Source organism: Mucilaginibacter sp., assembly GCF_965200995.1.
Classification (GTDB): domain Bacteria; phylum Bacteroidota; class Bacteroidia; order Sphingobacteriales; family Sphingobacteriaceae; genus Mucilaginibacter.
Genome location: NZ_OZ241743.1, coordinates 3923645 through 3947311, shown reverse-complemented (window position 1 = coordinate 3947311; position 23667 = coordinate 3923645). Strand labels below are relative to the sequence as shown.

17 protein-coding genes are annotated in these 23667 nt (G+C 43.7%); 12 read left to right on the top strand and 5 right to left on the bottom strand.

The features are described 5' to 3' along the window. The first annotated feature begins 177 nt into the window (after positions 1–177). From ACY652_RS18395 to ACY652_RS18380, 4 genes are all read left to right on the top strand, one after another. A complete protein-coding gene (locus ACY652_RS18395) occupies positions 178–1701 on the top strand; it encodes a TolC family protein (RefSeq protein ID WP_462265849.1) in 1524 nt (507 codons plus the stop codon). 23 nt (positions 1702–1724) lie between these two features. Next, positions 1725–2918, top strand: a complete 1194-nt coding sequence (locus ACY652_RS18390; RefSeq protein WP_462265848.1) for an efflux RND transporter periplasmic adaptor subunit — start codon at positions 1725–1727, stop codon at positions 2916–2918. Between the two features lie 38 nt (positions 2919–2956). Beyond that, on the top strand, positions 2957–6127 hold the full coding sequence (locus tag ACY652_RS18385; protein WP_462265847.1) for an efflux RND transporter permease subunit: 3171 nt from the start codon (positions 2957–2959) through the stop codon (positions 6125–6127). Positions 6128–6511: 384 nt separating this feature from the next. Further along, positions 6512–7060, top strand: coding sequence for a hypothetical protein (locus tag ACY652_RS18380; protein WP_462265846.1), 549 nt, complete (start codon positions 6512–6514; stop codon positions 7058–7060). A gap of 75 nt (positions 7061–7135) precedes the next feature. Here ACY652_RS18380 and ACY652_RS18375 read toward each other — a convergent pair whose 3' ends face one another. Beyond that, positions 7136–8329: a pyridoxal phosphate-dependent aminotransferase gene (locus ACY652_RS18375; RefSeq protein WP_462265845.1), complete on the bottom strand. Its 1194-nt coding sequence runs from the start codon at positions 8327–8329 to the stop codon at positions 7136–7138. 92 nt (positions 8330–8421) lie between these two features. Here ACY652_RS18375 and ACY652_RS18370 point away from each other — a divergent pair, with 92 nt between their 5' ends. The 7 genes from ACY652_RS18370 (at position 8422) to glgB (ending at position 18760) form a co-directional block, all read left to right on the top strand. Further along, positions 8422–9396, top strand: a complete 975-nt coding sequence (locus ACY652_RS18370) for a cation diffusion facilitator family transporter (RefSeq protein WP_462265844.1) — start codon at positions 8422–8424, stop codon at positions 9394–9396. Beyond that, complete coding sequence (locus tag ACY652_RS18365; RefSeq protein ID WP_462265843.1) at positions 9396–9833, top strand: NUDIX domain-containing protein; 438 nt, start codon at positions 9396–9398, stop codon at positions 9831–9833. The genes ACY652_RS18370 and ACY652_RS18365 overlap by 1 nt, the downstream gene beginning before the upstream one ends. Then, complete coding sequence (gene bioA / locus ACY652_RS18360) at positions 9830–11095, top strand: adenosylmethionine--8-amino-7-oxononanoate transaminase (protein WP_462265842.1); 1266 nt, start codon at positions 9830–9832, stop codon at positions 11093–11095. Before ACY652_RS18365 ends, bioA begins: the two co-directional genes overlap by 4 nt. 2 nt (positions 11096–11097) lie before the next feature. Continuing rightward, the gene (locus tag ACY652_RS18355; protein WP_462265841.1) at positions 11098–11715 is read left to right on the top strand and encodes a hypothetical protein; all 618 of its coding nucleotides are present in this window, start codon (positions 11098–11100) and stop codon (positions 11713–11715) included. Between the two features lie 216 nt (positions 11716–11931). After that, positions 11932–13302 carry an MFS transporter gene (locus ACY652_RS18350; protein ID WP_462265840.1) on the top strand — a complete coding sequence of 457 codons (1371 nt, stop codon included), beginning with the start codon at positions 11932–11934 and terminating at the stop codon, positions 13300–13302. A gap of 110 nt (positions 13303–13412) precedes the next feature. Then, complete coding sequence (locus tag ACY652_RS18345; RefSeq protein WP_462265839.1) at positions 13413–15932, top strand: glycoside hydrolase family 31 protein; 2520 nt, start codon at positions 13413–13415, stop codon at positions 15930–15932. Positions 15933–16414: 482 nt separating this feature from the next. Further along, positions 16415–18760 (top strand): 1,4-alpha-glucan branching protein GlgB, encoded by a 2346-nt coding sequence (gene glgB, locus ACY652_RS18340; protein ID WP_462265838.1) that lies wholly within the window; start codon positions 16415–16417, stop codon positions 18758–18760. Positions 18761–19127: 367 nt separating this feature from the next. On the opposite strand, the gene ACY652_RS18335 is transcribed toward glgB, so the two are convergent. The 3 genes from ACY652_RS18335 to ACY652_RS18325 are packed head-to-tail and all read right to left on the bottom strand — an operon-like array spanning position 19128 to position 21483. Next, positions 19128–19763, bottom strand: coding sequence for a uridine kinase family protein (locus ACY652_RS18335; RefSeq protein ID WP_462265837.1), 636 nt, complete (start codon positions 19761–19763; stop codon positions 19128–19130). Continuing rightward, a complete protein-coding gene (locus tag ACY652_RS18330) occupies positions 19760–20701 on the bottom strand; it encodes a DPBB and LysM peptidoglycan-binding domain-containing protein (protein ID WP_462265836.1) in 942 nt (313 codons plus the stop codon). The genes ACY652_RS18335 and ACY652_RS18330 overlap by 4 nt, the downstream gene beginning before the upstream one ends. Before the next feature lie 17 nt (positions 20702–20718). After that, positions 20719–21483, bottom strand: a complete 765-nt coding sequence (locus tag ACY652_RS18325; RefSeq protein ID WP_462265835.1) for a DUF4905 domain-containing protein — start codon at positions 21481–21483, stop codon at positions 20719–20721. A gap of 97 nt (positions 21484–21580) precedes the next feature. Between ACY652_RS18325 and ACY652_RS18320 the strand changes: the two genes are divergently transcribed. Then, positions 21581–22063 carry a Dps family protein gene (locus ACY652_RS18320; RefSeq protein WP_462265834.1) on the top strand — a complete coding sequence of 161 codons (483 nt, stop codon included), beginning with the start codon at positions 21581–21583 and terminating at the stop codon, positions 22061–22063. A gap of 75 nt (positions 22064–22138) precedes the next feature. Here ACY652_RS18320 and ACY652_RS18315 read toward each other — a convergent pair whose 3' ends face one another. After that, the gene (locus ACY652_RS18315) at positions 22139–23656 is read right to left on the bottom strand and encodes an OmpP1/FadL family transporter (RefSeq protein WP_462265833.1); all 1518 of its coding nucleotides are present in this window, start codon (positions 23654–23656) and stop codon (positions 22139–22141) included. Positions 23657–23667: the final 11 nt, after the last annotated feature.

Here is a 23667-nt window from a genome sequence, read left to right as displayed (position 1 = left end):
AAAAGTTATAAAATTATTGACAGGAAAGTTTTGTTGTTTCAACATCCGGTCATTGTAAAAATTTAGCCGGTTTAAACTTCAGCGTTATAAAAGTTGCAGATTTGTCTGCTAATTAATAACTAAAATCAAAACATTTGATTTTTATCTGCGTTTTTTTAGCGCATTGCTACTGCTCTTATGAAAATTTTCCGACTTGGTGTTCTTTTTATATTTATTATATTCTTATCACACTTTGCAGCCGCACAAAGCCGCCCTGATACCAGTACTGGACAACCTTTAACCCTTCGTCAGTGCATTGATTACGCTTTGCGAAATCAACCAGGGGCAAAGCAGGCGGGCATTGATGAAGCGATAAATGAACGTGATATAGGTATTGCACTGTCAGCCTGGTTACCGCAGATTAATTCTTCCAGTAGTTATCAGCGTTTCTTTCAGCGAACTGCAAACATAGCTTCTTCAACCGGCGGCACTACTACCGGCGGCACAACGACTGGCGGGGGCACTACCGGTGGTACGGGTACCGGAACAGGCGGTACAGGTACCGGTACTGGTGGTACTGGCACAGGGGGCACAGGGACTGGTGGTACTGGAACCGGAGGAACCGGAACAGGCGGTACTAACGGTGGTACCACAGGCAGCACTACTACCGGTCAGCAATCAGTTTTAGCTATTGGCAATAATGTTTCTTCATTAGGTGTGCAGGCCAGCCAGGTGATATATAACAATGATGTTTTTTTAGCCTCAAAGGCGAAAAGATACTCACGTTTATATTACCGGGAAAATACGCAGACGGTGCAAATAGGAGTAGTGGCTGATGTAAGTAAAGCATTTTTTGATGTGCTTTTATCGCAAAGGCAGCTTACCATTGTTAACGAGGATATTAAGCGGTTACAACGCAGTTTAAAAGATGCTTACGTTCGTTATCAGGCCGGTGTAGTTGATAAAACCGACTACAAACAAGCAACTATAGCATTAAATAACTCGCTGGCTACACGTAAGCAAACCGAAGAGGCCATTAAGAGCAAAACAGCTTACCTGAAGCAGATAATGGGCTTAGGTGCAAGCCGGAATTTCACCTTGTCTTATGATTCTACAAGGTATGAGCGCGAAGCTTATATAGATACCAATCAGGTACTGAATGTTAACAACCGTGTTGAATTTCGTCAGTTACAGACCAGTAAAAACCTGCAAAACCTTAATGTTAATTATTACCGGTATGGTTTCTTGCCGTCATTATCAGCAGTAGGGGCTTATAACCTGTTATATTTTAACGATTCATTTTCTAAGCTATACAATAATGCATATCCAACCTCATACGCAGGTTTGAGTTTAACGCTGCCTATATTTCAGGGTGGGCGCCGCTTGCAAAACTTAAGTAAAGCGAAATTGCAGGTAGAACGCGCTGATTTGGATATTATTAACAGTCGTAATACAATCAATACAGAATATGTGCAGGCGTTGGCTAATTATAAAAGCAATTTTACCAACTGGCAGTTTCTAAAGCAAAATGTTGAACTGGCCAAAGACGTTTACAAAGTGGTGAGCCTGCAATACCGAGAAGGTATTAAAACATATTTAGATCTGATTGTTGCACAGGCTGATTTACGCACAGCTGAGTTGAATTACTATACGGCATTGTTCCAGTTGCTTTCAAGTAAAGTTGATTTGGAACGGGCCCTGGGTACTCTGGCAGTCCGGTAATTATATACAGATAAGATTAAATCATGAAGAATAACTACTATATACTTATTGCATGTACACTGCTGCTGTTATCGGCATCATGCGGTAAAAAGAAGCAGGAGAATGCAGCGCCGCCGGCTACTTACGTTACCATACAGCCAGCCATTAAAGGTGATGCCCTGTATTATGACCAGTACCAAGGAACGGTAATCGCTTATAACAGCGTAGAGTTGCGTTCGCAAATATCCGGCTTAATTACCGCTGTAAATTTTAAAGAGGGTGAGATTGTGCCTAAGGGTAAAATACTCTACGAGATAGATCGCCGTAAATACCAGGCCGCCTACGCACAAGCCCAGGCTAATTTAGCCAGTGCCCGGGCTAACCTGGTAAAGGCGCAAAAGGATGCAGACCGTTATCAGTTCTTATTGAAGAATGATGCTGTGGCGAGGCAAACTTACGATCAGGCAATAGCTACTTTAGCTACGAGTAAGGCACAGGTAGAAGTAGCACGCGCCGGTGTGCAGTCTGCTGCTGCAGATCTGTCTTATTCACTTATCCGGGCTCCTTTCACCGGGCGTATTGGTATATCACAGGTGAAACTGGGAGCAGATATTTCTCAGGGCACTACATTGCTTAATACGCTGTCAAATGAAAACCCGGTTGCGGTGGATATTGTAGTTAATCAGCAGGATATTGAACGTTTCGGCAAACTGCAGCGCACTTACACTGATAGTACTTTTCGGGTACAGTTGAGCGGTGGCCAGATGTACAAACGGCCGGGTAAAATATTAGCTATTGATCGTGGTGTAAACAACCAAACGGGTACAATTAAAGTACGCGTTCAATTTTATAATCCCGAAGATGAGTTAAAAGATGGGATGAGTGCTGTAGTAAATGTGCTCAATGGCCAATCAGGAGATCAGGTTATTATTCCCTACAAGGCCGTAACCGAGCAGATGGGTGAGTTTTTTGTATTTGTTGCGCCGCAGGATACTGTGGCTTACCAGCGTAAAATTAAGCTTGGCCCGCGTTTAAATGCCAATATAGTGGTTCTTGATGGGCTTAAAGAAGGTGATAAGGTGATTACCGAAGGCTTTCAGCGGTTGCAGGATAGCGCTAAAGTAACCAACCATCCGCCTAAACCTCAGGATGGCAAAACCGGTGCGGCAGGTGCCGGGGCAGGCACTGCAGCTTCCGGAGGGCAGGGTAAGCAGACGCAAAACCAGCAAGGCAAGTAAGCAATCAAATGATTGTTCAAATTATTAAGCAGATATAAATGATTGCAGATACTTTCATACGCAGACCCGTTACGGCCATTGTAATTTCATTGGTAATTGTAGCGGTGGGCCTGCTTGCAATGAGTTCTTTACCTATAGGTCAGTACCCGGATATTACACCGCCTACAGTGCAGGTAACCGGTAATTATACCGGAGCTGATGCGCAAACCGTAGAGCAAACCGTAGCCACTCCTGTAGAAGTGCAGGTAAACGGTACGCCCGGCATGACTTACCTGCAAAGTAACAGTACCGGCAACGGGCAAATGAGCATGACGGTAAACTTTGAGGTAGGCACCAACATTGATATTGCCGCGCTGGATGTGCAAAACCGGGTAAGTATTGCCGAACCGGTATTGCCGCAGGAAGTACAGCGTTTGGGTTTAACGGTACGTAAACGTAACCCCAGCATCTTGATGCTGGTAGCCATGTACTCGCCCAAGGGCACACACGATGTAACCTTTACCGATAATTATACCAACATCAGTATCCGAGATGCTTTACTGCGTGTTAAAGGTGTGGGTGATGTATTTACACGTGCTGATGATTTTAGTATGCGTATATGGCTGAAGCCGGATAAAATGGCTGCATTAGGTATTACGCCTGCTGACATAACTTCGGCGCTGCAGGAGCAGAACGCCCAGGTAGCCGCAGGTACAGTAGGCGCTCCGCCTATTATAAACGGGCAACCTGTAGAGTATACCGTGTTAGTTCGCGGCCGTTTGGTTAAGCCTGCTGAATTTGAGAATGTAATTGTAAGAACACAGCCTGCAAATGGCTCGGTGGTACATTTAAAGGATGTAGCTCGAGTGCAACTAGGCAAATTCAACTATGCCGGTAACTCATTTGTGGATGGAAAACGGGCTTCTTACCTGCTGGTTTACCAGGCACCTAACAGTAATTCGCTGGAGACAGCCGACGGTGTATATGCTGCTATGGAAGAGCTTAAAAAAACTTTTCCTGCAGATATGGATTACGTGGTACCATTTGAATCAGTAACTGTAGTTAAAGTTTCGGTAGAAGAAGTAATACATACATTGCTCGAAGCGCTGGGCCTGGTAGTGCTGGTGGTGTTTCTATTCCTGCAAAGCTGGCGGGCAACACTTATACCGGTGCTGGCTATACCGGTGTCTATTATTGGTACGTTTATATTCTTTGTACCGTTACACTTTACCATTAATACCTTAACCCTGTTTGGATTCGTATTGGCAATTGGTATTGTGGTGGATGATGCTATTGTGGTAGTGGAGGCAGTTCAGCATTATATTGATGAAGAAAAAATGTCGCCGCGAGATGCTACCGAGCAGGCCATGAAAGATATTTCTGCCCCTGTGATTGCTATTGCATTAATTTTGGCAGCGGTATTTGTACCGGTGGGTTTTGTACCGGGAATTGTAGGCCGCTTGTATCAGCAGTTTGCAATTACAATCGCCATATCGGTACTTATCTCAGCATTTGTTGCGTTATCATTAACGCCGGCTTTATGTACGCTGCTGCTGCGGCCGCATGAAGATGATAAGAAATCGAAGAACTGGCTCGACCGCTTCTTTGAAAAGTTTAATGGCTGGTTCGGCCGGGTCACTGATAAATATCGTAATGGTGTCGATACAAGCATTAAGCACTCGCGAATTGTAATTTTTATATTGATCGCTATTGTCGTCGGCACAGTGTTTCTGTTTAAAGGTAAACCATCCGGTTTCTTGCCCGTAGAAGATGAGGGGCGTATTTATGTAACGTATGATTTACCTGAGGGTTCATCTACCCAGCGTACAGTAAATATTCTTAAAGAGGTGATGGCAACTATTGATAGCGTGCCCGGCGTAAGTCACTTTGCGGCATTGGGCGGATTGAATGCCATTAACTTTGCAACCAAGCCTAATAGTGCTACTGTATTTGTACAATTAAAACCCTGGAGCGACAGGAAAGAGGTAGCTACTGAAATTGTAGCCACATTACAGCAAAAACTGGCCAGGTACAAAGAGGCAAACACGGTAGTAATTCAGCCGCCAGCTATACCAGGCCTGGGTAATACTTCCGGTTTCTCATTTATTTTGGAAGAAAAACAGGCGGGGGGTGATATCAATCGTTTCCAGAGCGTATTACAAAATTTTCTTGGTGCGGTTAATAAGGCGCCCGAAGTTGCCAGGGCATTTACATTCTTTACCGCCAAAACGCCGGCTTATCAGTTAGTTATTGACCGGGAAAAAGCCAAGAAACTGGGGGTGGCTATATCTGATATTAATAACGCCTTGCAGGTATATATGGGCAGCTCCTATGTGAATGACTTTACTTTGTATGGCCGTACATTCAGGGTAGTAGCCCAGGCAGATACCAATTACCGGGCCGATATTAAGGATATAGGCCAATACTATGTACGAAACCAAGCCGGCAGTATGGTGCCCCTAAGTGCGCTCACCTCTTATCAAAATATACAGAATGCGCCGTTGATATCCCATTACAATTTGTTCCGTTCGGCAGAGATCAATGGGGTAACCAAACCAGGCTACAGTAGTGGGGATGCCCTGGAGGCTTTAAAGCGGGTTGCCGCTTCCAATTTACCGCAGGGCTATGGTTATGAATTTTCTGGCCTGAGTCGGGAAGAGTTGCTGTCGGGTTCAAAAACTGTATACATCTTTGCCTTATCCATTGGCTTCGTGTTCCTGTTTTTGGCGGCGTTATATGAAAGCTGGTCGGTTCCGTTTTCGGTGCTGCTTGCAGTACCGTTGGGCGCATTCGGCGCTATCCTGTTCCTCACCTTCCTGCCGAGCCTCATCAATAACGTTTACGCACAAATTGGTTTAATCACCCTGATTGGTTTATCCGCCAAAAATGCGATCCTGATTGTAGAATTTGCCAAAGAGCGTGTAGACAGGGGAGTAGAACTGGAAAAGGCAGTGTTAGATGCCGTACGCCTGCGTTTACGACCTATTATTATGACTTCACTTGCCTTTATATTGGGTGTGGTGCCGTTAATTATAGCGTCAGGTGCCGGTGCCGAAGCCCGTAAAACAATAGGCTGGACCGTATTCGGCGGTATGCTTGCAGCAACTTCATTAGCAATATTTATAGTACCTGTTCTATACTATATAATTACCCGCTTTGCATATGGTAAAGAAAAGCTTGCGGAGCTACAAGCGAATTATAAAGAAACTGAAGAGGATAAAAAACATTAATATATCAACCGCATAAAAAAAGCCATTTCAAATTTGAAATGGCTTTTTTTATGCGGTTATTTTTTTTAATTAAAAACTGGACACACGTTTTCTATTTATAGGTACAATATTCTGTTTTAAACTAATTGAGTGTTTAAAACAGAAAATACAAATACTGTATGTTTATAACTAAAAATTATAGGTCATAACTTTTAATATATAGTTGATTTATAGAAATTTAATTAAATAGTGTTGACTTAAATTTGAATTTAAAATGTCATGATGGTTTCATAAACCGTTAAATTATATTAAGGCACTAATCTGTGGCTTTTAGTTTGTACAGAGGGCTGTGAACAGATATAATGCTGTTCAACACTTAACATAGAAAACACGATTATGAAAAAAATGACTAAAATTTTTGCTGTTGCCGGTATAGCTGCAGCATCATTGTTCGGCACTCAGGTAAAGGCACAATCCACTACGCCTGCTAACCAGTTACGGTTTGGTATTGGCGTAGAAGGCTTTGTTCCTACCGGTAATTTAAGAACAGTTTCTAACGTTGGTATTGGTGGTACCGCACGTTTACAATATGGTGTAAACCAAAATGTTGCTCTGATGCTAACTGCTGGTTATTATAATGCTTTCGGTCAAAAAGTTGCTCCGGGTTACAGTGATCTGAAATATCCTTCTGTTGGCATTGTTCCGGTTAAAGCTGGTATTAAAGGTTACTTAGCTGATGGTTTTTATCTGAGCGGTGAAGTAGGTGCAGGCTTTGAAACCCGCGACGTTTATGCCCGTGCTGATGGTAGCAAAGACACTAAATTGATCTTAGCTCCAGGATTAGGCTACTCTTTCAAAAATGTTGACATCGGTGCACGTTATGAGAACTTTTCGGGCCAAAACAATAATTACGGTATAGCTGCTTTGCGCATAGCTTATGGTTTTGGATTGTAATCAATACAATTAACTTTATACAGCAACGGCCCGGCATTTTGCCGGGCCGTTGCTGTATGGTTATTGTTAAAGCACTTACTGCAGTTTTGCCAATGCACCTTTTATACGGTTCATCGCCTCAATCAACTTTTCATCAGCGGCTGCATAAGACAAACGTATCGATTTCCGGTCGCCAAAGCTATCGCCGCCAACTACCGCCACATGGCCTTCCTCTAACAAAAACAAGCTCAGTTCATCGGCATCATTAATCACTTTGCCATTGTAGCTTTTACCAAAGTAGGAAGTAACATCCGGGAAAAAGTAAAACGCCCCGTCAGGTAAGTTTACTTTTAATCCGTCAATATCTTTTAATAAGCCATAAACCAGGTCGCGGCGGCGTTTAAAGGCATCACGCATTTGCAAAACGCTCTCCAGGCCTCCTGAATATGCCGCCACACCCGCACGTTGGGTAATGGAGCAGGTAGCCGAAGTAATTTGTCCCTGCAGTTTATCAATTGCCGTAGCTAATTCCTTGTTGCTGGCGGAATAGCCGATACGCCATCCCGTCATAGCATACGCTTTCGAAAAGCCATTGATTACAATTACGCGCTCCTTTATGGCATCGAACTGAGCAATCGATTCATGGCTGTCTACAAAATTGATATGTTCATAAATTTCATCGGAGATAATATAAATCTGCGGGTAGCGCTCAAACACTTCGGCCAGTCCCTGCAATTCTGCCTTGCTATATACACTGCCTGTAGGGTTGCAAGGCGATGAAAACATAAACAGCTTTGTTAGCGGTGTAATAGCTTCCTCTAACTGCTGTGGGGTGATTTTAAAATTTTGCTCAACGGTAGTATTGATAAATACACTCTTGCCTTCGGCCAGTTTTACAATTTCTGAATAGGAAACCCAGTAAGGTGTAGGGATAATCACTTCTTCGCCGGGATTAACCAAACAAAGCACTGCATTGGCCAGCGCTTGCTTGGCACCGGTAGATACCACAATCTGGCTGGCATCATAATCCAAATGGTTTTCTTCTGATAATTTATGGGCAACAGCTTTACGTAAGTCGGGGTAACCCGCTACCGGTGTGTAATAAGTGTAATTTTCATCCATCGCCTGTTTGGCCGCCTCCTTAATGTGACCGGGAGTATGAAAATCAGGTTCACCTAAACTTAAGCTAATCACATCGACGCCTTTAGCTGCCAGTTCGCGGGCCAGCTTGTTCATTTTCATCGTTTGCGACTCAGTAAGGTTATTGATACGGTTGCTCAGTATGCTCATGCTGATAGAATATAGTTATACAGGCAAATATAGAAAATAACTTTGCCGCTATTTAAGGGGCATAATGCTAAATTTGTCTTCAAATTATCGCCGTGCAGGAAAAACGCAGGATCATCATTATTGCCTTAATTGCCAGCGTTATACTTATGCTGGCTAAATTTGGGGCCTACTTTATTACTGCATCCAATTTTGTACTTACAGATGCAGCCGAAAGTATCGTAAATGTGGTAGCCAGCGCATTTGCGTTTTTTAGTATTTACCTGTCTTCAAGGCCGCGGGATGAAAATCACCCTTACGGGCATGGCAAAATCGAGTATTTTTCTGTTTTCATCGAGGGAGCGCTGATCACTATTGCAGGTGTTGCCATCCTTTTTAAATCAACTTATACCCTTTTCCATCCCAATCCGGTAAAGGAGCTGGTGCTTGGTGCTGTCATCATTGGTGCTACCGGGGCTATAAACGGGATATTAGGATGGTATATGATTAACCAGGGAAAGAAACTGCACTCCATTACGCTCGAAGCCGATGGCCGGCACCTGCTTACCGATATGGTAACCAGCGGCGGTTTGATGGCCGGTTTGTTTCTAATCTATTTTACAAATATTATATGGTTGGATAGTACGCTATCCATAGTGGTGGGTTTATACATTGTATGGACAGGATACCAGCTGTTACGTAAATCTATAGCCGGATTGATGGATGAGGCTGATTTTGATGTGGTGAAGAATTTGGTAGATGTACTGAACAAGCAACGTAAAGAAGAATGGATTGATGTACATAACCTGCGGGCGCAAAAATATGGTGCCGAGTTGCACATTGACTGCCATATGACCCTGCCCAACTACTTTGACCTGAACCGGGTGCACGAAGAGGTGGCCCTGGTAGATAAGCTGATAAATGCACATGGAGGCGTACAAACCGAACTGTTTATTCATACCGACCCGTGCCTGCCCGAATGCTGCCACTATTGCAGTATGCCTAATTGCCCCATCCGTTCGGAGGCAAGGCGGATAGAAATTGAATGGACCATGGAAAATGTAACCCGCAATAAAAAGCACTTTGAATAATGTATAAATTTAATGTGCGTGTATACGGGGTGCTGATTAATCAGCAGCAGGTACTTATCAGTGATGAGCAGGAATACGGATACCGCTTTACTAAGTTTCCCGGTGGTGGCCTGGAGTATGGCGAGGGTACAAGCGATGGATTAAAGCGTGAATTTATGGAAGAATGTAATGCGAAGGTAGAAGTGATCAGTCACCTGTACACTACCGATTTCTTTGTAAAATCCGCTTTTAACGACTCACAAATTATTAGTATCTATTACATCGTAAAAAGTTTAGAGCCACTGAAGCTGAATTTTAAAACCAAACCATTTGATTTTGAAGGAGAGGGGGAAGGGCTGCAGTCGTTCAGGTGGGTAAAGCTGACTGAACTTAAGCCCGAACAGCTTACCTTTCCAATTGATCAGCACGTAGCAGCACTATTAGTACAGCACAAATGAGCTTAATTGAACGCGATTTACAAGTTATCTGGCACCCTTATACCCAAATGCAAACAGCCCGGCCGCCGGTGCCTATTGTGCGTGGCGAAGGCGCATTGTTATTTGACGAGGACGGAAAAGCCTATATTGATGCGGTATCTTCCTGGTGGGTAAATATACACGGACATGCGCACCCTTATATTGCCCGTAAAGTGGCTGAACAGTTACAGCAGCTTGAACATGTAATTTTTGCAGGATTCACCCATCCCGCTGCAATAGAACTGGCCGAACGGTTATTAGCCTTATTACCCGGTAACCAGGCTAAAGTTTTTTATTCTGATAACGGTTCTACAGCAGTAGAAGTAGCCTTGAAGATGTGCCTGCAGTATTGGAGTAATGCCGGGCAGCCGCGTACCAAAATGCTGGCTTTAAATAACGCTTATCATGGCGATACCTTTGGCGCTATGGCTGTAAGCGGCCGCAGTGCATTTACCGCACCGTTTAATGCTATGCTGTTTGAGGTAGAGTTTATTGATTTGCCTGATGCTGACAATATCTCAAGCCTCAAATCTCAAATCACAAACCTGAAGCATGACCTGGCTTGTTTCATATATGAGCCATTGGTACAAGGCTCGGGTGGAATGCTGATGTATAAGGCGCAGTATTTAGACGAACTTTTACAGCACTGCCGGGCCGAGCAGGTGTTTACCATAGCCGATGAAGTTTTTACCGGCTTTGGCCGCACCGGTAAGCGTTTCGCTACCGATTGGATGAGCGCACAACCTGATATAATGTGTTTTTCCAAAGGACTTACCGGTGGAACAATGGCTTTGGGCGTAACCACCTGTACTCAGCACATTTATGATGCTTTTTTGTCTGACGACCGGCATAAGACTTTATTTCACGGGCATTCCTTTACCGCCAATCCGGTAGCCTGTGCGGCCGCATTAGCCAGTATGGATTTGTTTTTAGAGCCGGATACCACGCAAAACATTGAGCGCATTATCCGTCAGCACGATCAGTTTCGCTTAAAGATACAGCATCATCCTAAACTGAAAGCCGTAAGGCAAACCGGTACTATTCTGGCAATGGAATGGAAAACAGATAGCCAAACTTCTTATTTCAGCAACCTGCGCGATAAACTTTACGAATATTTTTTAGCAGAGGGTATTATCCTGCGTCCGTTGGGTAACGTGTTGTATATTTTACCACCATATTGCATAACCGATGCGCAGCTCCATTATATTTACAGCAAAATCGAGCAGGCGCTCGAAATACTTTGATTATGGAATTGCAATCTATTTTAACTGCTATTGTTACCGACAACCGGCTGCATGCCCGTTGGCTCAATACCCTGTCATTAATGGAAAACACCGGTGCACGTAAAATATCGGCTTGTGAAGATCCGCTAACGGTTACCTATATTATTTTAAAACATGCAGCAGAAGAGCACCGCCATGCTTTTTACTTAAAAAAGCAATTAGAAAAATTGGATACAACTGACTGTCCAACTTATGCCCCTGAATATTTAGTAGCATCTGCCAACAGTAAGCAGTATCTTAATCAATTAGATGTTGAAGTCTGCCGTTATTTGAAAAATGAGCTTGGGCTGCAAGGCAAGGAGCTGCGCTTTGGCGCTTATTTATTGGTTACTTATGCCATTGAGGTACGTGCTGATGAATTATATCCGATATATCAGGATGTGCTGACAGCCTCGGGCAGTAAGGTAAATGTAAAGTCTATAATATTAGAAGAAGAAGGCCATTTAGAAGAAATGCTGAATCAATTGCAGCATTTTTCGCCTGACTGGAAACGCCATGCAGATAAAGCTGTTGAAATTGAAACCCGCCTGTTCGATAAATGGCTGCAAGCTTTGGCCGCAGAAGTAAATCAAATTGTATAAACCTGAAATTATCTTTAAAATTTAAAAAGCGCACTTATATATGGGGCGCTTTTTTGCTTTAATAGCGGTCAACTTTGTGGATGGTGAATCGCTTATATTTTGCAGTTAAATGCTATTATTGTATGCTCTTGAAAATACCAATTATAAAACATTCCCTGTTAGCCTGTAAAAACAGGGGCAAATACGATGTGTGATTAATAAACCTGATATTACATTATGGAAACCAAACCCGTAATTACGCAAAAGCCACGATTGAATTTTTGGCAGATCTGGAATATGAGTTTCGGCTTTTTAGGTATACAATTTGGGCTGGCACTACAAAATGGTAATGCCAGCCGTATACTGCAAACCTTTGGCGCCGATATAGAACATTTATCATGGTTCTGGCTGGCAGCGCCAATTACCGGCATTATTGTACAACCCATTATAGGCCATTACAGTGATCGCACCTGGAATAGTTTAGGCCGCCGCAAGCCCTATTTTATTACCGGCGCAATTCTTACAGCCATCGCTTTATTCTTTTTGCCTAACGCCGGCCTGCTTGCTGCCTTTATACCGCCGCTGGTAGTGGGGGCAAGTATGCTGATGATTACAGATGCCTCCATTAATGTGGCTATGGAACCCTTTCGGGCGCTGGTAGGCGATAATTTGCCAGACAGTCAGCGCAGTGCGGGCTTTTCGGTGCAAACGTTTCTTATTGGTGTTGGTGCCGTAGTGGGTTCGGTACTTCCAAAACTACTGAACGAATATCTACATGTACCCAATACTGCAGATAAGGGGCACATTCCGGCTAATGTGCTGTACTCGTTTTATATTGGCGCTGTTATTCTGCTGCTAACCATCTTATGGACAGTAATCAAAACCAAGGAATACTCACCGGAAGAATATGCACGTTTCCATACAAACAATAACGTCAGCGAACATTCCGGCGGCGGATTAAGTGAAATCTTTCAAGATCTGGCAAATATGCCCAGAACCATGCGGCAGTTGGGTTTGGTACAGTTCTTCTCGTGGTTTGCGCTGTTCTCTATGTGGGTGTATACCTCACCTGCCATAGCTGATCATGTATATCATGTGCCGCTTAATGATCATTCGTCTAGGCTGTTCAACCAGGCCGGCGACCAGGTAGGCTTTTTGTTTGGTGTGTACAATGGTGTAGCGGCTTTATATGCCATGATTTTGCCTGCACTTGCACGCGCTACCAGCCGTAAAATGGCACATGCACTTTCGTTAATAGCAGGTGGAATTGGGTATATGTCTATGTTCTTTATTCAAAATCCGGATATGCTTGTTGTAAGTATGGTGGGCGTTGGGTTGGCCTGGGGCAGCATACTGGCTATGCCTTATGCCATTTTATCCGGCTCTATACCTGCGCAGAAAATGGGTGTTTATATGGGTATCTTCAATTTCTTTATCACCATTCCTCAAATTATAAATGGTATAATAAGCGGTATGGTTGTGAAATATTTTTACCATAACCACGCTATCTACGCACTTGTACTGGCGGGAATATTTATGTTTTGCGCAGCGGTTTCAGTATTATATGTGCAGGATGATACCGATGTCCGCATCAAAAGCAGCGTTTAGTGGAAGGTTTTTTGTCAAGTGGCGCAATTGTTGAAGTTATTATAAAAAGATGGTTGTTTTCCACATCCATGCAGGATAACTATCTTGCACACTCCTAATCATTAGTTTAAATGGAAGAAGATATATTGAATTCTGAATTAAACCCGGAACTTATAACCAGCAAGGTTTTACAGAAAAAGGAGGCTGAGAAAGACGTTGAAACGGACAAGATAAAAGAGGAGGCCGAAGAAGAGTTTCGGCATATTAATAACCCTACTGCAAATCTTAAGCCTATAGTTAAAAAATACCTGGGCGCCCCCGCAGAGATTGAACGCAGCAAAAACCGTTTTTACATCAGTGATGGTGATGCCAGGGTGGAAATTTTGGTGGTATCTGAGGAAATTATCCGGGTACGGTTGGCTCCTCATGGTGTTTTCCTGGAAGAATTTTCTTATGCGGTACCCAACCTGCCTCAATACAAGGGAGAAGCGATACTAACGGAAAGTGAACAGGAATACCGTATCACTACACCCAAAGTGAATTGCCATATCAGCAAAAAGGATTTTTTTATATCTTTTTCAGACCAGGATAATCATATTACCAATATGGATGCTGAACCGATGCACTGGGAGGAGAATGTGCAGTTTGGCGGTTACTATGTATTTGGCACCAAGGTTTGCCAGCCGGAAGAAGCGTTTTATGGCTTGGGTGACAAAGCCACAGACCTTAACCTGCGTGGAAAAAGATTAAAAAACTGGAATACAGATGCCTATTCTTATGCTTGGGGGCAAGATCCTTTATATCGTAGCATACCCTTCTATATCAGTTTAGACAAGGGTATTGCTCATGGCATTTTTTTCGATAATACCTTCAGAAATTATTTTGATTTTGGCGGCGAGAGCCATAATAAAACCAGCTTCTGGTCAGACGGCGGTGAGCTGCAGTACTATTATATACATGGGCCGCACATGATGGACGTAGTGAAGCGGTATGCTTTACTAACCGGAACCCATGCCATGCCGCCCATGTGGGCGCTGGGCTACCATCAGTGTCGGTTCAGTTACTACCCTGAATCTAAGGTGAAAATGATTACTGCAAAATTCAGGGAGAACCAAATTCCGTGTGATTGTATTCATCTGGATATTGATTACATGGATGGCTACCGCTGCTTTACCTGGAATAAAAAGTATTTTCCCGACCCCAAACGTATGATTGGCGAAATTGCCGAAAAAGGGTTCAAAACACTGGTTATTGTTGATCCGGGTATACGCGTTGATGATAATTACTGGGTGTTTAAAGAAGGAAAATCCAAGCACTATTTTTGCCGCCGGAGCGATGATTATTATATGGAAGGCCATGTGTGGCCGGGCCGTTGCCAGTTTCCGGATTTTACCAACCCCGAAGTACGCACCTGGTGGGGCAGTTTATTTACTGAGTTAATGGAACAGGGCGTTACAGGCGTATGGAATGACATGAACGAACCGGCTGTTTTTGGTTCGGGTACCTTCCCGGATGATGTGCGTCATCAGTTTGATGGTTTCCGGGGGTCGCACCGTAAGGCGCATAATGTATACGGCATGCAAATGGTGCGCGCTACTTACGAAGGCATGCGTAAACTGATGAAGAACAAGCGCCCCTTTACCATTACCCGTGCCGGCTACTCGGGCGTTCAGCGTTATGCCTGTGTATGGACCGGGGATAACATTGCTTCTTGGGAGCATTTGCGTTTGGGCAATCTGCAATGCCAGCGGCTATCTATGTCGGGCATATCTTTTTGCGGTACTGATATTGGCGGGTTCAGTGGTAACGCCGACAGCGAATTGTTTACCAGGTGGATACAGATGGGTACCTTTTCTCCTTTTATGCGTGCGCACTCGGCTGGTGATACCAAGGAGCGTGAGCCCTGGAGTTACGGCGAGCCTTATACCACTATCATCCGCAATTTCATAGAATTAAGATACCGCTTGCTGCCCTATTTTTATTCGGTGTTTTGGGAGCACCATCGCTATGGGTTCCCCATTTTGCGTTCAGTAATTATGCAGGAGCAGGAAGTGGTGATGAACCAGGGCAGGCAAGATGAATTTACTTATGGCGACAAGATACTAGTTTGCCCGGTGATGGAACCGGGGCAAATGAGCAGGCGTGTGTACCTTCCAACCGGCAACTGGTTTAATTTCTGGACCAATGAACTGGTAGAAGGCGGCAAAGAAGTTGAAGTGCTTACCCCACTTGAAAACATTCCGATTTTTGTAAAAGCTGGTTCGGTGATACCTGAATACGCGGTCATGCAGTATGTAGGCGAAAAGGAAATTGAAGAAGTTAAGCTCAATATATACTATACGAATGGCGAAGTGAAATCCTACATGTTTGAAGATTATGGCGAAACCTTTGCTTATGAGCAGGACATTTATTTGGAAAAGAAATTTATAGCCGATGGCAGCAAGGCCGGAAGTTTTATAATACAGCAAACCTCCGAAGGCTTATATACACCCCGGTATGACAATTATCATTTCAACATTGCCGGTTTACCTTATAAGCCATCTAAAATTGTGATCAACGGAAAAGAGTTGGTACACTTTACAATTAACCGCGAAGGTGTAGTGGACTTTAGGTTTACAAAAAATTTCAAGCAGATTGAAGTGCTAAAATAGTGTTCAATACTACCGTATTTGATATGCGCTGAACTGGAACGGGCAATGAGTGTACGCAACACCGTTGCCCGTTTTTAGTATAAACCGGTATAAGTATCCGGATGATATTGTCTGAGTGAGGATGAAGTGCCTCCGCTTTGCAACAGCATATTTAAGTAGCCGGATGTACATTTCTGTTAGTTCAAAAAGGGTTTAAAAAGGTTTATATAATCAAGAAAATAAGTTTATACTTTATTGATAATAAATAAGTTATAAAAATGGTGGGTTGACACTTTTTGGACTTATTTATTTCTCCCTGTAAATGCAATTTCAGCTCATGCGAACATCTATCATGTGCGCAGGCTAATGTTATCATATAGCTGTATATCTTACATTATATCACTACCTTGCTATCTGAAAAACAACAGGGCATAGGTAATGTTAATCCATTACCTGCACCTTACCGGTGCGGCCTTAATTGTAAATACCATCATCTACTTGTTATGGCCAAAAAAACCAAGACCCCACAAGCTGAATCTGCACCACAGGAGCCGATCCTGTCACCCGTTACAAGCGAAAGCGAAGCGCTGTCTGATCTAAAAGTAGATGAGCCTTTTCCGGAAAGCAAGCCGGTAAAAGCGGTTAAGCCAAAGATAAAGGAGGCAAAGATAAAGGAGGCAAAGCTCGGCAACGAGTCTGTGAATCAGCCGGCGGCCTTTCCTGAAGACAAGCCGGTGAAAACTAAAAGGCCGGCCAAAGCAAAAGCATCAGGTACTGATTTGCCCGAACCGCAGGATGCAGTCATAAGTACAGCCAAGCCACAACGCACTAAAAAAGCGCCAAAGCCCGAACCCGAAGCTTTTGACAAAGGTACGCAGGTTAATGAAAGCGCTTTATCTGCCGAGTTACTGCATTTCTCACAGGCACGGCACAATCTGCAGGCTGTTGAACCCTACAGTAACTTTACCGAATATGATATATATCTCTTTAAGGCAGGCCGTCATTACAATCTGTATGAAAAGTTAGGTTCGCATGTGGTTACACATGAGGGCATAATAGGTACTTATTTTGCCGTATGGGCGCCTAATGCGCAATATGTTGCCGTAATCGGCAACTTCAATGGTTGGGGCGAAGGGTCTAATGCGCTGTACAACCGCTGGGATGGCTCAGGTATTTGGGAGGGTTTTATTCCGGATGTAGGCAATGGCGAAGTATATAAATATTACATTAGTTCAAACACGGGGGAAATACTGCAAAAAGCCGATCCTTTTGCACTGCGCTGGGAAGAGCCGCCACGTACAGCTTCCATTATTGGCGATACCTACTACGAATGGCAGGACCAGCAGTGGATGATTAACCGTTATGTGTATAATGCGCTGGACAAGCCATTTTCTGTTTATGAGATGCACTTGGGCTCGTGGGCGAGGAATAATGAAAGTCCGAATGACTTTTATACCTATGACCAGATAGCCGACCGGCTGGTGCCTTATATTAAAGAAATGGGCTTTACCCATGTGGAGTTCATGCCACTAATGGAGCATCCTTATTATCCAAGCTGGGGTTATCAGATAACAGGGTATTATGCTGCTTCATCGCGCTACGGCACACCGCAGCAATTGATGTACCTGATTGAGCGTCTGCACCAGGCAGGTATAGGGGTAATTATGGATTGGGTGCCGTCTCACTTTCCCGGTGATGCGCATGGCTTATACAACTTTGACGGTACGCACCTGTATGAGCATGCTTCGCCCAGCAAGGGCTTTCACCCTGACTGGAAATCCTACATCTTTAATTACGGGCGCAACGAGGTAAAAGCTTTTTTGATCAGCAATGCGTTGTTCTGGCTTAGCCGCTACCATGTAGATGCCCTGCGGGTTGATGCCGTAGCCTCAATGCTGTACCTGGATTATTCCCGTAATGCAGGTGAGTGGGAGCCGAACATCAATGGCGGAAATGAGAATTTGGAGGCTATTGAATTTTTAAAAGAATTTAATATGGCTGTATACAGCCATTTTCCGGACGTACAAACCATTGCCGAAGAATCTACTTCCTTTGGCGGCGTAAGCCGGCCCGTGTATAGTGGCGGTTTGGGTTTTGGCATGAAATGGATGATGGGCTGGATGCACGACAGCCTTAACTACTTTAAGCTCGACCCAATACATCGTAAACATCATCACAGCGAGATTACCTTTAGCTTGCTGTATACATTTACTGAAAACTTTATGCTGCCTTATTCGCATGATGAGGTGGTATATGGTAAAGGCTCAATGCTGAATAAGATGCCGGGTGATGAATGGCAGCGTTTTGCCAATCTGCGCCTGCTTTATAGTTACATGTTTACCCACCCCGGTACAAAGCTACTGTTTATGGGAGCCGAATTTGGCCAGGGCGAGGAATGGGATTTTGGCAAATCGTTGGATTGGTGGGCGCTTGAATACGGCAACCATCAGGGTATAAAGGAAACGGTAAAAGCGTTAAACCGCTTATACCGTACTGAACCGGCCTTATATGAAAAACAATTTGATGCCGCAGGCTTCGATTGGATTGATGGCGGTAATGCTGATGATTCCATACTGGCTTTCACCCGTAAGGGATTGGATGCCGCCAATGACCTGCTTGTGGTGCTGAACATGACGCCTAACGTGTATTATAACTATCGCATAGGTGCGCCGGGGCAGGGTAACTGGCAGGAAATTTATAATTCTGATAACAACCATTATTGGGGAAGCGGGGTAGATAACCCGTTGCCTGTAACTGCTGAGCCGGAACAATGGCACGGGCGCGACTACTCGGTGCAGATTACCGTACCGCCGCTTGGTGCCGTAGTATTTAAAAAGACAAATGAGTAAATAATTAAACGCCGGTTCACTCCGGCGTTTGTGCTTATAAACATTTTAGCAGACAAATTAGGTTCATTAACAGGTCCGCTCACTGCCGCTTAGTAACGAGGGATGCCGGCTTTTCACCTGGTAAAATCAAATCGACGGTTTATATGTTGATGGTTTATGGCATATAAGTTTTTTTACCTGTACCTCTTGGCTGCTTTGGTTGCCTTATTACTTGCAGCATACCGGATTTACATACAATACCCTGCTATACAGAGCAGTATAGTTCTTTATTTCGTTCCGGCTATACTATTGTTTTACTTAGCCTACAAAACGTGGCATGAAAAGCAGGATAAAGAAATGATGTAGCTGCCAGCCTGATACTGTATTTTCAGTTCAGAACACTCTGGCGCAGGTCTGCTGATATTCCATCAGTTATTTTAATGATATCCTGGGCCACATGCGTATTATTGGTAACTACTTTATCACATACCTCCCGGTAAGGCAGTAAGTACTCTTTATAAGCTGGTACCACATGGTTTATCCACTTATACATAGCATCATCATGAGAATAGCCGCGTTCCTGAAAATCCCGTTTTAACCGGCGCTGTAAAGCAACCTCTTCATCAGTGTCAATAAAAATCTTCAAATCCAGCTGTTCGGCTATTTTTTTGAAGTGCAATATAAAAAGCCCTTCAATAATCAAGATCGGCGCAGGCTTAATTTCCAGAAACTTAGGTTTGGCATAGGGGTTGTTAAAAGTGTATTCTTTTTTGGTAATGGGCTGCCAGTTAACCAGGCTTTCAATATCCTGCTCAAAGTGGTCACGGTCAATAGTACTTGGCAAATCAAAATTATACATTTTGTTTTCTTCTGCCGTCATACCATCAGCCACCGGAAAATAGTAATCATCCTGCGATACCAGGCATACTTCCTCTGCCTTAAAATGCTCTAAAAAACATTTCAAAAAAAAAGTTTTGCCCGAGCCGCTGCCGCCGGCGATACCGATAATGTAAGGCTTCTTCATTCAGGGATACCGTAGCTGATGTTTACACGGAAGCGCTTATCAAGCGCACCGATAGATTCTGCTGCATTTTTAGTCATTACCACTACCACGTCATGCGTGTTGGCATTATCAGTGAACCGGCCTACTACCTTTGCAAATACAGTGCGGCTGGTCATGGGGTTAGTAATTTTAATAATGGTGCCAATGGGAGCGGTACGGTGCAGAACCAGTTTTTTATTCGGGTCGAAGCCTGCATCGTCCATCCACGTAGCCACGCCTTTTTCATTCTTTTCAAATAAACCATAGCGGTTGGCCGGGTAACGGCGCTCGGTGCCGGAACTGTCGGTAACTGCAACGTTTGTAGTATCACGTACGGCCACTTCATTTGCATGGGTTTGAGCCGTATTAACCGGCGGTGGTTGTACAGATGTAGCGGCTTCGGTAGGTACCAGCAATATGCGGCCAGGAACCAGGTTGTTCGATTTCAGATCATTCAGCCTGATCAACTCATCCACCGTTGTGTTAAAGCGCTTGGCAATTGCAAACAGGGTTTCGCCCGGCGATACTTTATACTGCTGGGTTTCGCCGGGTGCGGTATTCTGCCCCGGCTCGGCTTGCTGCCCCGGCCTGTACACAATATGGGTAGGTAAGTGCCGGCCGGGCGTTGATGCTGCCTCCGGTGGCGGAGCGGATGATTGTAAAAAGGAAACATCAGTAGGCACTTTAATTATCTGGCCTACATGTAATAACGCATTATTGTTGTATTGAATAATTGCAGCCGGTTTTACGTTGTACCTGCGGCCGATAGAATAGTAATTGTCTTTAGGATCCAGCTTGTGAAGTATCAGTTTCTTTCCGTCCAGATTCTCAACGCTAACAGAATCAGTTACGGGTGCCGCTAAAGCGCCTGCACACCAAATGATTGACGGAATTATAATCAACAGGGAGTTTAATTTCATGCGGTTTAAATGCAGCCTTACAAGTTTAAAACCTGTACTTCGGTTCTGTTTTTCAAATAAATTAATTGGTGCTTATACATCACAAACGCCTCGGGCTGCATTTTTTGTATATCGGCATTTAATAAATCTTCAAACACAGGTTTTCCGTTCTCAAAAATATAAAGCAGCTGCCTCAGCTGCCCTGCCCATTGGGTGTGCAAAGATACAATTCTGTAATTGTTGTAATCAAGGTGCTGAACAATATTTCCATAGGGGATAACGCTGAGGAAGTCCAGTTCACTTAAGGCAGAAACTGATATTGCTTCCGGTAACCGGATGTGATTTCCTGCTGATTGGCTTGTAGCGGTATCATCATTTTTAACGGGTAAGCCGGTGTTTACATCTATAGTTAAAAAGCGGCGCGGCTGCATACGGGCGTCAAACAATACAGGGCCGTTTATGGTAAGATGATCAAAACTGTAGTTGTAATTGTTCCACAGCACCCGGCCTGTTATGCCATTAATGGCCGCCATACCTTTATGGGCAGGACTACTACCGGTTTCGTAATAATGTATAAGTAATACCCCACCGAAAGCAGCTTCAATTCCCGTTAACCAACGTTCATCATTTTTTAGGCCCCTGAAGTAAGTTTCAGCAGTGTTAAGATCGATTGATGAAAAGCTTACTTCCCGGGTTTCAATATCTCTTATTTCTAAAAACAGTAAGTTCCTGATGGCATCAATTTCCATTCGCCATACGGGCGCATCAAAATACTCAGCAATATGCAACTTAATTTCGGTCATAAATTTGTTTCAGGATGATAGTATTAGGTTATAAAAGTAACCTTTTGCACAAACACTTGATACAGGGGGCTGTTAAAGGTTCATATATTACAATACCATGAACACTACAGAATCATTAGAACAAATTGACGTAAAACCGGTGGTTGACCATCTCAACGAACTGCTGGCTAATTACCATATTCATTATCAAAAAATCCGTGGCTGCCACTGGAATGTGAGAGGCCATCACTTCTTTACCCTGCATGTAAAATTTGAGGAATTATACACCGAAGCATTTACCACTATTGACGAGCTTGCCGAACGTGTACTTACCTTGGGCAAAGCGCCGTTCAGCACCTTTAATGATTATATTCAAACCTCGATCATTAAAGAAGTGAATACCATTGGGATGAATGAAAATGATATGGTAAAGGCATTGCTGGATGATATGAACCAGCTGATCATTTTAGAACAGGGAATTTTAAAAATTACCGAAGATGCAGATGATGATGGCACCAACGATATGGTGAACCGCTTTATGCAGTTTCAGCAAAAGAACGTATGGATGCTGCGGGCTTTCTTAAATGAATCGTTTCAGTAATTTTTTCCCAGTAAAATAGAAAGCCCCTTGCTGTCTAAGCAAAGGGCTTTCTATTTTCATCGTGTTTCCACAGTATTAAAATCTTGCACCTAATGTCAGAAAAACGTTATTGTAGGTACGCTTTAAATCTATGTAAGGATTACTTAAACTAACACCACTGCTGTTTAAATAACTTGCGCTAAGCAGGTAAGGCTGTGTGTAGATAGTACCATTGGAGTGCGAGTAGGTAGCATCAATATAGTAATCTCCGAAACGATAACCCAAACCACCGCTTGCCGTTTTAAATGTAGTTTCTAGATTCTTTTGCGGGCTGCCCTGTATGCCGTAGCCGCCACGCAGATAGAAAGCTGGTGTTAAACGTGCCTCTGCACCTACATGTGCATTTACGGTAGAGCGGTAAAAGTCTTTAATGTCGGCATTATCGTTGCTTACATCATAATCATTGCTGGTGAAATGGGTGCTTTTATAATCCACATACTCAACATCACCGGTAATAAAACCGTATTGCTGAATAAATACCGCCAGGCCGCCGGCCACTTTTAATGGCGTGCGCAAATTATAGTTTACCGAGTAATCCTGCTGTGCACTTGTGCGCCCGTTAGTACCCAGGCTTTCTGAAGTTACATCATCAATATTATACCAGGTAGGGCTGGTAAAGGTAGCGCCTAAGCGTACAGCCTCTACCGGTTTGTAAATTAAACCCAACCTTGCATTGAAACCGGTACCACGGGTAGCCTGATCAACACGGTACGATGTATTATAACTACCGGCGGATACAACTGTAGCATCAAATGTGCCGTTTTCTGAAAGTAATGATGCGCTGTTATATCTGATATCGGCAAAGTTTATCCCTAAACCCAGATAAAGTTTGTTGCTGTAATTGGCGCCGATGGCGAAGCCGTAATCAGCTTGTCCCCCGGTATGAGAAGTAGCGTACACCTGGTTAGGACCAATATTGGTATTTGGCGAATAGTATGCGTAGCTTTTATCCGGACTAATGCCGGTTTGGCTGATAAGGCCCTGGTTAACAGCACCCTGCTCTAAACTGCCCTGATCGAGCACGAACTGGCCGGCGCCGTTTGAGTAGTTAAAATTTTGTGCACGTTCCGAAAAATAATCTGCTACTGAACTTCCGCTGGCTGCATTGCGGCCTGCGGAGTAGGAGTTATCATAATAATTTTTTGTACGGGCATAATTAACACCAAAATTTAAACTTAGCCAGCCTTTGTTTTTGTCTTCATTTCTGCCTTTACTCAATTGCGAATAAAATAAGATAGAGGCATTATTCAGGTTAAACTGGTTCTTATTGTCGCTGGTATTTGCACCGTTAAATAAAGACTTGGTATTGGTGCCGTTATACTCAGGTGTAATGCTTAATTCGGAACGTGTAAAAAAGCCAAGGCCCGCCGGGTTGCCGGTAATATTGCTTAAATCGCCACCTACTGCAGTGCCTGCATTGCCGATAGCTTTTATACGCGAGGTAGAGCCGGTTTGCGTATTGGAAAAGCGTATACCATCCTGCGCATACTGTGCATAGGTATGTTGTGTACATGCTACTATAGCAAGCACGCCTAAAATATATTTCATTTTCATATAATACTGTA

Excerpts from the sequence above, each read along its gene's own strand:
- ACY652_RS18350 (WP_462265840.1), top strand. The coding sequence starts at position 11,932 with ATGGAAACCAAACCCGTAATTACGCAAAAGCCACGATTGAATTTTTGG.
- ACY652_RS18355 (WP_462265841.1), top strand. The coding sequence starts at position 11,098 with ATGGAATTGCAATCTATTTTAACTGCTATTGTTACCGACAACCGGCTG.
- ACY652_RS18365 (WP_462265843.1), top strand. The coding sequence starts at position 9,396 with ATGTATAAATTTAATGTGCGTGTATACGGGGTGCTGATTAATCAGCAG.
- ACY652_RS18335 (WP_462265837.1), bottom strand. The coding sequence starts at position 19,763 with ATGAAGAAGCCTTACATTATCGGTATCGCCGGCGGCAGCGGCTCGGGC.
- ACY652_RS18395 (WP_462265849.1), top strand. The coding sequence starts at position 178 with ATGAAAATTTTCCGACTTGGTGTTCTTTTTATATTTATTATATTCTTA.
- ACY652_RS18325 (WP_462265835.1), bottom strand. The coding sequence starts at position 21,483 with ATGACCGAAATTAAGTTGCATATTGCTGAGTATTTTGATGCGCCCGTA.
- glgB (WP_462265838.1), top strand. The coding sequence starts at position 16,415 with ATGGCCAAAAAAACCAAGACCCCACAAGCTGAATCTGCACCACAGGAG.
- ACY652_RS18385 (WP_462265847.1), top strand. The coding sequence starts at position 2,957 with ATGATTGCAGATACTTTCATACGCAGACCCGTTACGGCCATTGTAATT.
- ACY652_RS18380 (WP_462265846.1), top strand. The coding sequence starts at position 6,512 with ATGACTAAAATTTTTGCTGTTGCCGGTATAGCTGCAGCATCATTGTTC.
- bioA (WP_462265842.1), top strand. The coding sequence starts at position 9,830 with ATGAGCTTAATTGAACGCGATTTACAAGTTATCTGGCACCCTTATACC.
- ACY652_RS18330 (WP_462265836.1), bottom strand. The coding sequence starts at position 20,701 with ATGAAATTAAACTCCCTGTTGATTATAATTCCGTCAATCATTTGGTGT.
- ACY652_RS18320 (WP_462265834.1), top strand. The coding sequence starts at position 21,581 with ATGAACACTACAGAATCATTAGAACAAATTGACGTAAAACCGGTGGTT.
- ACY652_RS18390 (WP_462265848.1), top strand. The coding sequence starts at position 1,725 with ATGAAGAATAACTACTATATACTTATTGCATGTACACTGCTGCTGTTA.
- ACY652_RS18345 (WP_462265839.1), top strand. The coding sequence starts at position 13,413 with ATGGAAGAAGATATATTGAATTCTGAATTAAACCCGGAACTTATAACC.
- ACY652_RS18375 (WP_462265845.1), bottom strand. The coding sequence starts at position 8,329 with ATGAGCATACTGAGCAACCGTATCAATAACCTTACTGAGTCGCAAACG.
- ACY652_RS18315 (WP_462265833.1), bottom strand. The coding sequence starts at position 23,656 with ATGAAAATGAAATATATTTTAGGCGTGCTTGCTATAGTAGCATGTACA.